The sequence below is a fragment of the Streptacidiphilus melanogenes genome (assembly GCF_000787835.1).
GTDB classification, from domain to species: Bacteria; Actinomycetota; Actinomycetes; order Streptomycetales; family Streptomycetaceae; genus Streptacidiphilus; species Streptacidiphilus melanogenes.
In genome coordinates, this window is sequence record NZ_BBPP01000089.1 from 1 (window position 1) to 12,568 (window position 12,568).

The window sequence follows — 12,568 nt, forward strand, 5'->3', positions numbered from 1 at the left end:
TCATCGCCAGGGCCCTTGACTTCAGCTGCCCCATGCGGGGAGCGCGAGCGGGGAGCATGTCAACCTCGCCACCGTGGTGGACCGGTTCGCCGCGCTCGGCCTCGCCCATCCGGCCACCGGGGCGAGGTCCGCTACGGCCTGGGGAGCGACGGCCATGCTCACGCCGTCTGCCGCAGTTGCGGAGCAGTCGCGGACATCCCGGTCCAGGCCGGCGAGGCGGCATCCGCGGTGCTGGCCGAGGCGTCGGGGTTCGGTGTCGAGCCGCTGGTCATGGCCGGGGTGTGCCCGAGGTGCAGGGCACGGTCGTAGCGAGGTGGGGCGGCCCTGAACAGTCGGAGGCCACCATCTGCCCCGCCGACCGGCGCGGTCCAGGGAGGCCTCGTCTCGGACGGGGCCCGCGAGCCCCGTCCACCGCGGCGACCAGGGGCGGACGCTGCGCTGCACGGCGGGCCTGCGGGACGGATGGGCGGCGCGGGAGAGGACCCCCGCGCTGGAAAGCGGTCACAAAAGCATCCCATTGCGCAGCCGACCGGGACGATATTCGAGACGTACACGTACTCTCTGGGGATGCGCCACCGGCACCACTCAACCACTGACCTGCGCCCGTCCACCCGCGAGGACGACCTGGGCACCGTGCTCGCGGCAGGCTGGCTGGCACTCGCCGATCTCCACCGGGACGAACAACGCCTCGCCACCGGCTTCTACCTCGACGGTGCCGCCCACCGGGAGCGGCTCGCCGACGCCCAGCGCGCGAAGCCGTCGCCACGTGCCAGGAGTGGACAGGCCAGTGGGCGCATCCCATGGGCTCCTCCTACGCGGGGACCGCGCTGCCCGATTCCGACATCGACCTCTACGCGCCGATGCCACCCCACTGCGCGGCGCTGGACGATCTACGAGCCCTCCTGGAACGCAAGGCCGCGTACGAGAAGACCCGCCTCGGCCCCACCGGCAAGCCCCGCCACCTGTTCACCTTCCCCCAGGGGACTATCAAGGTCGACCTGAACTTCGTCGAACGCGAGGACCACCAGCTCGCGCTGACCGTGGTCCGCGAGATCGCCGCGACACTCGACTGGAGCGACCGAGTCGCCCACACCTGGATCAAGCACCTCCTGAACGAACGAGGCGAGGAGGAGGCGTACGACCAGTGGAAGACCACGATGCGACTCCGCACGTCCCCGACGCTGAGGGCGCTCATGGCGTCAGGGGAAGCCAGCCGCATCCCTTCGCCCAATGGCTCCCCGGAAAAACCGGACCCCCTGCCAGCCTGCTGCTCTGCCGCGTGAGCACGCTCAGAACGTCGTCGATCAGCGACTCGCAATTTGCGAGTCGCGCCGTAACAGGTCAGCTCAGCAGTTTGGCGCGGTGCTTCCAGGCCAGGTGGAGGAGCGCTGCTCCGGCGGGTTGCATGGGTTCGTCGTGGGTGAGGCGCATGATCTGGTCGGCGCGGAAGGGGATACCGGAGGCGTGGCCGGTGCCGTCTTCGAGTTCGACGCGGTGGCCTTCGTCGTTGGTGGTGACGAGGCGCTGGAAGGTTTGGTCGAAGAGGTCGGCGTCGAAGACGGCAACGGTGAGCATGTCGGTGACGTAGGTGAGCGGGTCCATGCCCAGGCCGAGCCAGAAGACCCGGAGCCGACCGTCCGCCCTCGCGCGCCCGAGTGTTTTGTAGAAGTCCCAGGCGTCGTAGTCGATTGGGGTGGCGTTGCTGCCGTAGTCCTCGGTGCTGCCGAGGAGTTCTTCGCTGAGTTCGCGGCTGATGGACCGCCACAGGTTGAAGTCGTTGGCCTGGTTCCAGGGGGCGTCGTGGGAGGGCTGGAACATGCCGACCGGCATCACTTGGTATAGGCCGCCGCCGCTGGCGACCTTGGCCGGGTCGCGCCAGTGGAGGACGAACTCGGCGTCGCCAGTTGCTCGGTCGAGGCGGATCACCATGGTGCTGACGGCTGCCATGACGGGCCGCCGGGACAGGTCGGTCGGGTCGCCGACCATCGCCCGGAACGACGTCGTGGCTTGGCCGGTCTGGCCGTTGAGCTGAGCAGCGGTGAACTCGTGGGCGGCGGCCTCGCAGATGTCGATGACGTCGAAGTATGCGCCCAAGCCGAAGGTCAGGGCGGGGCGGTCGCCGCCGTCAACGTCCAGGAGGCGGTAACAGGAGCGGTTCTCGAAGAGGTGGGGCCTGGCAAGGTGCCCGACGGCGTCGGAGTAGCGTCGGTAGCTGGTGCGGTCGTCGGCGAGCGGCCGGATGTGTTCCAGCTCGGCGGCGTCACCTGTGATCGGGGTGGTCGGCTCGTCGTCGGCCCAAGCGAGTCGGACGTCCTGCAGCGGCACGGGGCGATCAGGGATCCAGCCCGGCCGGGTGAGCAGGCGGGTGCCGGGGATGAAGTCCTCCGGCTTGAAGTCGCGCAGCGCGGCGTCGGTCAGTTCGTGCCGGTGGGCGTTGAGGTAGGTGCGGGTGCGCAGCCAGGCGTCGCGGGTGGCAGCAGGGTCGTCCTCGGTGCGCGTCGGTCCAGCGGTCGCCACGTCGCTCCTTGCGTGTACCGGGCCGCTGCGGCGCGCGCGGGCCCGGCCTAGGGTGCGAGCAGCAGGCGGCGGTGTTTCCAGGCCAGGGCCAAGCATGCCGCGCCGGGCGGGGCCAAGGGCTCATTTCTGAGGAATCGTGTTATGTTTTGTTCGTTGAAGGGGATTCCTGTTGCCGGTTGCTGATCGGACAGCGCTGCCACCGTGATGCCCTCGGCGTTGTGCGGGGCGATGTCCCCGAACAGCTCGTCGAAGACCGCGTCGTCGATAACCAGGACGCTCGGGATGGTGGCCGCCAACGTGAGGGCGTCGCAGCCCACCCCGAAGCAGTAGGCGCGCACCGCGCCGGCATCCCGCCCGCGTTGCAGGGCACGGTAGAGAGGCCAGCGGTCGTAGTCGAGGGGCTGGCTGGCGCTGCCGTCGAACTCCGGTGCACCGAGGAGTTCCTCGTTGAGCTCGCGGACGATGTTGCGCCACAGGTCGAAGTCAGGGCCGTCGGGCTGGGCGAGGACACTGCTGGGCTGGAACTCACCCGCGGGGATGGCGTCATAGAGGCCGCCGGCGGTCGCGACGCGGCCGGGGTCACGCCAGTGCAGGAAGAACGTCGCACTGCCGTCCGGACGTCTGCGCAGCAGCAGCGTCGTGATGGCGGGGATCATCGGACGGATGCGCAGGTCGAAGGGGTCGCCGACGGCGCGGCGGAGGGTCAGCGGGCCCCAGCGGGCACGGTCGCTGCCGCTCCCGTTCGCGGCGGCGAACTCGTGGCCGATCGCCTCGCACAGGTCGAGCTTGTCGAAGTAGGTCGAGAGGGAGAAGCTCAGCTCGCCGTTGCCGTCGCTGCCCCATTGGACGCCGGTGAGGCGGTAGCTGGGCCGGTTCTCGAACAGCGTCGGTGAGTCGAGGTAGCGCACGGCCAGGGTGTAGCGGTCGAAGCGCTGGTCCAGGAGCCGCAGCGGGCGGGCCCCAAGGCCCTCGTGCGCGGCGCCGTCCAGGATCGGCGCGATCGGTGCCGGATCCCACCGAAGGGCTACTCGCTCCAGGGGGACCGGCTCCGGAGGCAGCCACGCCGTCGGCGCGAGGAGCGCGCTCGACTCGATGCGCAGGGCCGGGTCGTACAGCTGGGCCGCAGCCTCGGACAGCACCGCGCGCTCCGCGTTCAGACGCCGCCGCACGGATCGCCAGGCGTCCTGGCTGGCCCGCACCACCGGATCCGGATGCTGGGCCTGGCGTGGCACAGGCGGCGCGTCGGACGCGGTCGTCTGGGTCTGGGGGAGCGAGAACCAGAGCAGCCGGGCCGGGACGCGTAAGGCGCGGGCGACGTGGATGAGGGTGTCGAGATTCTGCGGCGGACTGCCCGACTCCATCCGGCTCACCTGGGCCTGCGTGAGGACGAGCCAGTCCCCGACCCTGCTCTGCGGGATACCCCGTCGTCCGAACGACGCACGGTGGAAGGGGTGCTGGCGAAACGCCCGGATGACCTGCCCCATGTGCCGGTCGGCCAGAGCCTGGCGTAGCGACTCGGCGTCCCAGAAATCATCCGGCACGTCGGGCGCGGCACTGGCCTTCGACTGGTGCTGGCAGGGCGAGCACAGCCCGGACTGGTTGTCGGCCGCGAGATCCATCCCGCACAGGCGGCAGTGCCGCACGGAGATCGACAGAGCGCCGGACACGACACCTCCTACCAGGCCACTACCGAGAGTGATCTGAAGCATAGTCACCGCACAGGCGACTGGCCTGGAGATCTATGCATCTCACGTATACGAGCGAACGCATCCCGGCATGGAGGACGCCCCGGCGCCCGGGGAGAGTCGAGAGCCCAGCACGTCGCACCGGGTTCGCAGGCACCCGGCAGCCGATCAGGGCCACGGTCCTCGAACCCGCAGGAGGCATCCGGTGTATCCCCCCGTCCCGACCTTCCCGCCCCTGCCCAAGCGCGTCTGCGGCAACCGCGTCCGCGAGGCCAGAGCCCGGCAGGAGTCCGGCGACTGGCAGGCATGGCCCGACGCCGATGCCCCCTCACAGCCCAACACGACCGCTGACGACCAACGGCAGGACGAGTCATGAACCACGACGCTGACGACGCGTTCGGAGCAGCCTGGCCGCTGACGGCCTTCGACGGCGCGGTGGGTTTCGCACGGAGGCTCGTGCTCGCCACCCTGCGGGTGTGGGGCTTCGAGCTGGGAGACCGAGCCGATGACGTGGCGCTGCTGGTCAGCGAACTGCTCACCAACGCCTTCGCCTACAGCGACGGCCGACCGGTCACCCTCGGCCTGTACGCCAGCCGCAGCGAGCACTCGCTGACCCTCGACGTCCTCGACGCCAGCAGCGACCACCCCGAACTCCGCTCCGTCGACCACGACGCCGAGCACGGACGCGGCCTGTTCATCGTCGACCACCTCACCGCCGGACAGTGGACCTCGCAGGCCACCGCCCACGGGAAGCGAGTTCTGGCCACGCTGTCCCTTCCCACCCAGCCAAGCGCCGTCGCGGGACAACAAATCCACCAGCTGATCAGGGCAGCCCGGCCTCGGCCCCGCGTCTTCAGCTTCGCCATCTGAGCCGGGCGCCCGGCGAGCACCGGCTCCTGGGCACCCGCAGGGTCCCCCCATCCCCTCACTCTTCCAAGCCGGGTCGGTCGGCGGCAGCCCTTCCACGTGCTCCCCCACGGCGGACCACGCCGCCGACCGCCCCACCCACCATCCGCCACAGCCCGCCAACACCGAGCAGGAGCCAGCGATGCCGCTCGCCCAACAGCACGCCCAGCTCTCCCTCACCCCACTGCGCGACGCCCGCCTGACCCCGGACTACTACGTCGCGCACACGGAGGTGGCCAGTCCCTACATCGCCGACCTCCTGTCGCGCGCCGACACCGTCTTCGACATCAAGCCGCTCATGGTCGCCGACCTCGACGACCCCGCCGCGAGCGGCCTCGACCACGCACCTGCCGGCACCATCGCCGCCGGAGCAATCGTCGAAGGCCCCGTCTACCTCCAGGAGGGAACCCGGATCGAGGCCGGCGCGCACGTCATCGGGCCAGTCCTCGTGTGCACCGGAGCCGTCATCGCCGCAGGCGCCCTGGTCCGCGACCACAGTGTCATCGGCCCCGGCTGCGCCATCGGCTTCGGCGCCGAGATCACCCGCAGCCTCCTGGTCGAGTCCGTGTTCATGAAGCACGCGGGCTTCGTCGGCGACTCCATCCTCGGCCGCCACGTCCACCTCGGCGCGTTCTGCTCAACCACCGGCATGCGCAACACCGTCGGCCCCGTCCGCGAACCAGCCGTCGACGAGGTCACCATCACCCTCGACGACAACCGGATCGGCACCGGCCAGACCAAGTTCGGGGCCGTCATCGGCGACGAGGTCGGCCTGCCCGCCGCCACCGTCCTGTCGCCCGGCACCCTCATCGGCCCCGGCAGCGTCATCTACCCCCACACCCACATCGGCGGCATCCTGCCCGCAGGAAGCAGGGTCCGATGACCACCACCGCCCTGCCCACACCCGCCGACCTCAACAGCACCCTGGTCCAGATCACCGGCGGTCGCCCCCTGCACGGCCGCATCCGCGTCCAGGGCAGCAAGAACATCGCCCTCCACCTCTACGCCGCCACGCTCGTCGCCGACACCCCGACCGTGCTCCGCAACTGCCCGGACATCCTCGACACCGGCGTCTGCGCCGCGATCCTGCGCCACACCAGAACCGGCGTCGCCGTCGAAGCGGACCGCTTCACGGTCACCCCCGCCGCGCGCCTGCGCCCGGAAATTCACCCGGTCCTCGGCCGCCAGGTCCGCACGACCGCCGTTCTGGCCGCCGCCGTGCTCGCGAAGGCCGGTCACGTCACCTTCCCCGCGCCGGGCGGGGACGCCTTCTGCCCGCGCCTGATCGACCGGCATCTCGCCGCCATGCAGGCAGCCGGCGCCGAAGTGCGCACCGAGGGCGACGTGCTCCAGGCGGTCATGCTGCCCGGCGGACCGCACCCGTTCATCACCGACGTCAACACGCCCTACGGCCCGAGCCTCGGCGCCACCGTCACCGCCATGCTGCTGGCCGCCCGCGCCAAAGGCACCTCCCTGATCACCAGCCCGAGCATCGAACCCGAGGTGACCGAGACCGCACGCCTCCTGGAGCAAGGCGGCGTCGGCATCGACTGGGACGACGCCGGGCTCCACGTGAGCGGCACCAGCAGCCCGACCGGCTCCACCTTCACGGTCGCCGGGGACCGCATCGAGGCCGGCACCATGCTCATGGCCGCCGCAGCCACCAAGGGCAGCATCGAACTGGAAGGCATCACGCTCCACCAGCTGCCCACCGGACTGCGCGAGGCGCTCGGCCGCGCAGGCATCGCGATAACCAGCTGGCCGGGCGGCACAGCCGCAACATGGGGACCGCTCGAGGCCGTCACCACCGCCACCGGGCCCCACCCCGGCCTGCCCACCGACACCGCACCGCAGCTCGCCGCCCTGCTCACCCAGGCCGAAGGCGTCTCCCTGATCCACGAACGGATCTACCCCAGCCGCGACACCCACGTCGACACCCTCGCCGCCTACGGAGCCGACATCGCCACCCAGGGCAGCACCATCCGCATCAAGGGCGCAACCGCCCTGCACGCCGCCGACGTCGAAGCAGCCGACATCCGCGCCGTCACCGCCCTCCTCCTCGCAGCCCTCGCCGCAGAGGGAACCTCCACCATCCGCGGCATGTACCACCTCCGGCGTGGCTACGGTCAGTTGCTCACCAACCTGGCCACGCTGGGAGCAGACATCACCACCCTCCAGGAGCCCTGAACCATGCCCCACGCCGTCCCGTTCACCACCGACGACACCGCTCGCCTCCACGACACCCTGACCGCCCTGATCGACTCCGGCGGCAGCCCCGGCGGAGTCGTCATGGTCGGCACCACCGCAGGCCAACGGGAAGTCCTCACCGCAGGCATCGTCGCCCCCGAATGCGGCGACCAGGCCCCTGACGAGCACACCGTCTACGACATCGCCTCCCTCACCAAGGTCGTCGCCACCTGGCCACTGGTCGGCCAGGCCGTCCGCGACGGGCTGATCGGACTCGACGCCCCGATCCGCGACTTCCTGCCCGCCTTCTCCGGCGAAGCCCCCAGCGGCGAGGCCACCGTCCGCCAACTCCTCGCCCACACCTCCGGGCTGCGCGCCTCCACCCGCCTGGACCAGTACCGAAACACCGGCACCCCGCTGCACGAACTCATGTGCAAGGAACCCCTCGGTGACCAACCCGGCCAGCACCGCTACATCAACCGCGGCTTCATCCTCCTCGGCCTCGCCCTCGCTCACATCAACCAGCTACCGCTGCACGACCTCGCACGCAGGCACTGGGCACCGATCGGCATGCCCGCCACCGCCTACGGCCCCGTCTCGCGCGGCTCACAGGTAGCACCCACGGAGCGGATCCTCGCCGGGGCACCCCGCATCTGGGGCGGCCCTCACGACGACAACGCCGCTCTCCTGGGCGGCGTCGCCGGCCACGCAGGCGTCTTCTCAACTCCCGCCGACCTGGCCGCTCTCGCCGTCCGCCTGCTGCATCACTACGCCGCCGACGACTCCCCGGTCGGCCAGTGGCTGCACGACAGCTTCACCCCGCATGCCGCCCTCGAGCCGGGCATCGACCGCGGACTGGCTTGGATCCTGGCCGCCGGAGGCCGCGTCGCCTACCACCACGGCTTCACCGGAACCAGCCTCTACCTCAACCCCGAACACGGCCGCTACCTCGTCGTCTGCACCAACGCGATCTACCACGGCCCCGCCCGCAAACGCCTCCAGCCTCTGCGCGACCTCGCCCTCAAGACCACCGCCGCCACCTGACACCGCGGAGACCACGATGACCGAGCAACTGGCCGACCACACCACCCTCCGCCTCGGCGGCCCCATCGGCCAGCTGCTCACCCACACCCACCGCGACGACTGGCCCGACATCGCCCAAGCCGTCCGAGCACACGACCTGCCGCCACTCATCCTCGGCGGCGGCAGCAACATGATCACACCCGACGCCGGATACCCCGGTCCCGTCGTCCGCATCGCCAGCCGAGGCATCCGAGCGCGGCCCTTCGACGACGAGCGAGTCGACCTCGTCGTCCAAGCAGGAGAACCACTCGACCGCGTTGTCGACTACGCGACCGAGCACGGCCTCAGCGGCATCGAGTACCTCGCCGGCATCCCCGGCACCATCGGGGCCGCCCCCGTCCAGAACACCGGGGCCTACGGCCAAGAGATCAGCGACACCCTCGCCAGCATCACCGCCTACGACTGGCGCCTCCAGGCCGCCGTCCAGATCCCCGCCAGCGCCTGCGGCCTCACCCACCGCAGCAGCCACTTCAAGACCATCGGCAACTGGACCATCCTCAGCGTCACCCTCCGCCTCCGTCGAAGCACGTCAGCAGCCCCGGTCACCTACCAGCGCCTGGCAGAAGCCCTCGGAACCAGCCTGGGCAGCCAGCCCCCACTCGCCACGGCAACGACCGGGGTCCGCGCCGACCGGACGGCCCACGGACTCAGCATCCCGCCCTCCGGCCCCGACTCCCGACAAGTCGGCTCCGTCTTCATCAACCCCACCATCACCCAGGCCCAAGCCGAGCACATCAAGCAGCACGGAGGGCCCATCCACCAGGGTGATGACGGACGCCCCCGCGCCAGCGCAGGCTGGCTGATCGAATACGTCGGCCACAGTCCCGGCAGCCCGATAGCCACCGGAATCCACTGCTCCACCAAACGCGCCCTGACCCTCGTAGCCCGAGAGCGCGCGACTTCGGCGACCTTCGAAGAAGCACTCCAGCGACTGCGCCACACCGTTCGCGCCACCACCGGCGTCGCCCTGGACGTCGAACCACAGATCATCAAGGGCGTCCCGCTGGCCTGAGGGCGGTCGCACGTGCTGGCTGTGGGGGCAGGGTCGGCACGGGTCACTGCTACGAGCGCGCCCTGCCAGCCGGAAGCGCACGCCAACCCGCCCAGGCAAGTGAATTGGCGTCACCTCTCGTCGCAGCGAAGGCCGCCGGGGAGCAGTCGCACCATCAGCATATGTCCGAGCGTCCCAGCCAATCCTCCCAACTTCCTGTCCAGCGGCCCCGGGCACAATAGGATCTGTCGTCAGGTTCAGGACACGCGGGGGTGTTTGCTCGATGCAAGGGGAAGTAGAGCTGTTCCTGGGCACGGCGGGGCAGACGGTCATGACCGCGATGGCCGGGGACGCCTACCGGGCGGCGAAACAGGCGATCGTCTCGGTGTGGCACCGCTTCATCCCCTTCGGGGCCGAGGCGCTCGACGGCGAGCTGGAGCAGGCGCACAGCCAACTGGTCGCCGCTCAGGCAGCGGGCAACCCCGAGACCGAGCGCGACTTGGCCGCCCGGTGGCAGCAGGCTCTGCAGCCGCTGTTCGCCGCTGACCCCGGTGCCGTCGAGGCACTGTGGGCCGCCCTGGTCGATGCCGGCGTACTGATGCCGCCGGCCGCCCCCAGCCAGGCGCAGACCGGAGATCGCCGCCTCGTCGCGAAGGCCGACGGGCACGCACGGGTGTATCAGGCCGGCAACGATCTGCATGTCTCCGAGCGGTGAGGTCATGCCCTGACGATGCAGCGGGCGGGGTGCATCAGGAGGCAACCGGCCAGGGCCGCGCCTACAGCGCTCAGCACGACCTGCACATCACCGAGTACCACTCCCACGTCACCGCACCTCCGACCGGCACGCCGCTCCCCAGCGGCCCCACCTCGGTCCGCATGCCACTGGCAGCTCCGTTGCGCACCAAGGTTCACGACCGGCGCGATCTTCGCAAGCTCTTGCTGGACGCTGCGCTGAGCGTCGGCCGGAGCGGTGGGACTCATGTCATCCACGGCATGCCCGGCTGTGGCAAGACGGCTGTCGTCCAGGCCGTCATGGGAGAGTTCGCTGCCGCGCGCGATGGCGCGGGGCAGACCGTGACGGGGTTGTGGGTCAGTGCCGCCAGTGGCAAGGCCTTCTTCGACGGCATGCTCTGTGTCGCACAGGATCTCGGCGCATCGCAGGACGAAATCCTCGCGGCGCGCGGCGGGAGCGTCGCCCCCGCCGACCTGGTCTGGCGATACCTCGACGGCGCAGAGCAACGCTGGTTCCTGGTTCTCGACAACTTCGACGACCTCACGGTGCTTCGTGAGCCGGGATGGCTACGCGTCAGCCCCATGGGCACCGTCGTGATCACCAGTCGAAACGGGCAGCCGAAGTCCTGGCCCGTCGAGGCCAAGCTCCATCCCCTGGATGTTCTCGACGTGGGCGACGCCGTCGCGCTGCTGCTGGAACTGAACGTCGGCAACGGCGACCTGGGCGAGCTCGAACGCCTGGCAAGAGCATTGGGCTGCCACCCTCTTGCTCTGCTGCTGGCCGGCGCCTTCCTCGGTGAGCAGATCCTGGAACCACTCAGCATCGGCGAGTTCGTCGATCGCCTGGAGCACGACCCTGGCGCCGTGCTCGATCTCGGCGCGGAGCCCGACGAGGTCGACCTACGCCGTCTGATCGGGGCCACCTGGCAGCTTTCACTCGACGTGCTGACCCGCCGGGGTGTGCCGCAGGCAGTCACGCTGCTCCGCCTCCTCTCCTGCCTGGCAGCCGACCCGGTGCCGACCGGCGCACTGCACCCTTCCCTGCTCGGCGTCACCGCGCTCGACACCGCAGAGCCGCCGCTGCTGACACAGCAGACCAACGGTGCCCTACAGGCGCTGAAGTCCCAGTCGCTCATCGCCTTGGTCGAGGTGCCCGGCGACATCGGCCTCCCCCAGGTGCCCGCGATCCAGAGCCACAGGTTGCTGCTCGACACCGTCTTCGCCCGCACCCCGCTCGACCAGCGCGACCTGCTCCTCACGGCCGCCGCCGACATGCTCTCGGCACTGACCGTCGCCGGACCCGGTCAGTGTCTAGACGCTCAGACGCTGCGCCTGTTCACTCCCCACGCCACGGCGCTTCTGCACCGTGCAGGCCGAGTACCGGGTCCGACAGCCGAGCGTGCACTCTCGGTCGCCCGGAACCTGCGATCCCAGCACTACGACACCGGTGACTACCGCGCCGCGCTCGCCTTGGCCGACGACATCCGGCAAATCACGGGTCGTCCCGACCAACCGTACGACGACCGCGCTCTCTCCGACCGCCAGGAGTACGGCCGCGCCCTGCGCGCCGCCGGAGAGTTCCGGCAGGCCGCGGAGATCCTCCAGACTGTGCTCCGCGAGCAGGAAAACACCGTGGGCCCGGACCATCCCCTGACCCTGGACACCGAACACACGCTGGGGCTCGCGTACTACGGACTCGGCGAATTCAGTACGGACGAACGGCACATGCGCAGAGCCGCCGAAGGCCGCGCACTCGTGCTCGGTCCGCATCACCCCGACACCCTGAACAGCCGCCTCTGTCTGGCCGAGGCCCTTGGCGCCCAGGAACAGTGGAGCATCGCAGAGGAGCTGTCCCGCCGCGCGATGACGGACGCTGCCGCCTCACTCGCCCCGGACCACCCTCAGTGCCTGGCCGCCCGGCTCACGCTCGCCTGGATCCTGTCGGAGACCGGCGCCTACACGGAAGCAGAGCCGATGGCCCGCAGCCTCCGTGACGACTGCGCGAGGCTACTCGGACCAGCCCATCCCCGCGTGCTCAACTGCGGCCAGCTCCTTGCCGAGGTCCTGCTCGGACGCGAATGCTGGGAGGAGGCGGGGGAGGTGGCCCGAGAAGTGCTGACGGCTCGAACCCGCGTGCTCGGGGCGACCCACCCTCACACGCTCGAGGCCCGAGACCGGCTAGCCCGCGCGCTGCAGCACTCCGGACGTCTTCGGGAATCTCACGACCTCGCCGAGGTGAACGCCCGTGATGCAGCGGAGGCACTCGGCCCCCACCACCCCGACACCTTGGCCTACTACGCCTTGAGCCAGGAACTCAGCCGCCTGTGTACACCCGGCGGATCGAGCTCCGAGAACCCTCCCGACGTCCATGAGGAAGGCACCCCGACTCAATCATGAGTGCGAATCCGGCACGCGTGTGGCGCAAGAGCAGCCACAGCGGCAGCAACAACAACTGCGTCGAAATACT

Annotated in this window: 11 protein-coding genes and 1 pseudogene; 10 read left to right on the top strand and 2 right to left on the bottom strand. The window is 70.2% G+C overall.

Features of this window, described 5'->3' with window-relative positions; translation table 11 throughout:
* Window positions 1–800: 800 nt before the first annotated feature.
* Window positions 801–1,283, top strand: a complete 483-nt coding sequence (locus TR49_RS40710; protein ID WP_052434997.1) for a nucleotidyltransferase domain-containing protein — start codon at window positions 801–803, stop codon at window positions 1,281–1,283.
* Between the two features lie 58 nt (window positions 1,284–1,341).
* Here TR49_RS40710 and TR49_RS38985 read toward each other — a convergent pair whose 3' ends face one another.
* Complete coding sequence (locus TR49_RS38985) at window positions 1,342–2,517, bottom strand: hypothetical protein (RefSeq protein ID WP_042391096.1); 1,176 nt, start codon at window positions 2,515–2,517, stop codon at window positions 1,342–1,344.
* A gap of 47 nt (window positions 2,518–2,564) precedes the next feature.
* Entirely contained in the window at window positions 2,565–4,184 is a 1,620-nt protein-coding gene (locus tag TR49_RS38990; RefSeq protein ID WP_084725861.1) for a helix-turn-helix domain-containing protein, read from the bottom strand.
* Between the two features lie 223 nt (window positions 4,185–4,407).
* Between TR49_RS38990 and TR49_RS44290 the strand changes: the two genes are divergently transcribed.
* The 9 genes and pseudogenes from TR49_RS44290 to TR49_RS46960 all read left to right on the top strand — a co-directional run.
* The gene (locus TR49_RS44290) at window positions 4,408–4,578 is read left to right on the top strand and encodes a hypothetical protein (RefSeq protein WP_160311705.1); all 171 of its coding nucleotides are present in this window, start codon (window positions 4,408–4,410) and stop codon (window positions 4,576–4,578) included.
* On the top strand, window positions 4,575–5,072 hold the full coding sequence (locus tag TR49_RS38995) for an ATP-binding protein (protein WP_052434998.1): 498 nt from the start codon (window positions 4,575–4,577) through the stop codon (window positions 5,070–5,072). The genes TR49_RS44290 and TR49_RS38995 overlap by 4 nt, the downstream gene beginning before the upstream one ends.
* Before the next feature lie 178 nt (window positions 5,073–5,250).
* Window positions 5,251–5,991 carry an LbetaH domain-containing protein gene (locus TR49_RS39000; RefSeq protein ID WP_042391098.1) on the top strand — a complete coding sequence of 247 codons (741 nt, stop codon included), beginning with the start codon at window positions 5,251–5,253 and terminating at the stop codon, window positions 5,989–5,991.
* Complete coding sequence (locus TR49_RS39005; RefSeq protein WP_042391100.1) at window positions 5,988–7,295, top strand: UDP-N-acetylglucosamine 1-carboxyvinyltransferase; 1,308 nt, start codon at window positions 5,988–5,990, stop codon at window positions 7,293–7,295. The genes TR49_RS39000 and TR49_RS39005 overlap by 4 nt, the downstream gene beginning before the upstream one ends.
* 3 nt (window positions 7,296–7,298) lie before the next feature.
* Entirely contained in the window at window positions 7,299–8,339 is a 1,041-nt protein-coding gene (locus tag TR49_RS39010) for a serine hydrolase domain-containing protein (RefSeq protein WP_042391104.1), read from the top strand.
* Window positions 8,340–8,352: 13 nt separating this feature from the next.
* Window positions 8,353–9,390 (top strand): annotated as a pseudogene (locus TR49_RS39015) (UDP-N-acetylmuramate dehydrogenase); the annotation flags it as partial.
* 310 nt (window positions 9,391–9,700) lie between these two features.
* On the top strand, window positions 9,701–10,084 hold the full coding sequence (locus TR49_RS39020) for a hypothetical protein (RefSeq protein ID WP_052434999.1): 384 nt from the start codon (window positions 9,701–9,703) through the stop codon (window positions 10,082–10,084).
* A 29-nt stretch (window positions 10,085–10,113) separates the two neighbouring features.
* A complete protein-coding gene (locus TR49_RS39025; RefSeq protein ID WP_052435000.1) occupies window positions 10,114–12,498 on the top strand; it encodes a tetratricopeptide repeat protein in 2,385 nt (794 codons plus the stop codon).
* Window positions 12,495–12,568, top strand: a 74-nt coding sequence (locus TR49_RS46960; protein WP_152627709.1) for a DUF397 domain-containing protein, incomplete at its 3' end; no start/stop codon positions are given. The genes TR49_RS39025 and TR49_RS46960, both read left to right, overlap by 4 nt.

Excerpts from the sequence above, each read along its gene's own strand:
- TR49_RS39005 (WP_042391100.1), top strand. The coding sequence starts at position 5,988 with ATGACCACCACCGCCCTGCCCACACCCGCCGACCTCAACAGCACCCTG.
- TR49_RS38995 (WP_052434998.1), top strand. The coding sequence starts at position 4,575 with ATGAACCACGACGCTGACGACGCGTTCGGAGCAGCCTGGCCGCTGACG.
- TR49_RS39020 (WP_052434999.1), top strand. The coding sequence starts at position 9,701 with ATGACCGCGATGGCCGGGGACGCCTACCGGGCGGCGAAACAGGCGATC.
- TR49_RS39000 (WP_042391098.1), top strand. The coding sequence starts at position 5,251 with ATGCCGCTCGCCCAACAGCACGCCCAGCTCTCCCTCACCCCACTGCGC.
- TR49_RS39010 (WP_042391104.1), top strand. The coding sequence starts at position 7,299 with ATGCCCCACGCCGTCCCGTTCACCACCGACGACACCGCTCGCCTCCAC.
- TR49_RS40710 (WP_052434997.1), top strand. The coding sequence starts at position 801 with ATGGGCTCCTCCTACGCGGGGACCGCGCTGCCCGATTCCGACATCGAC.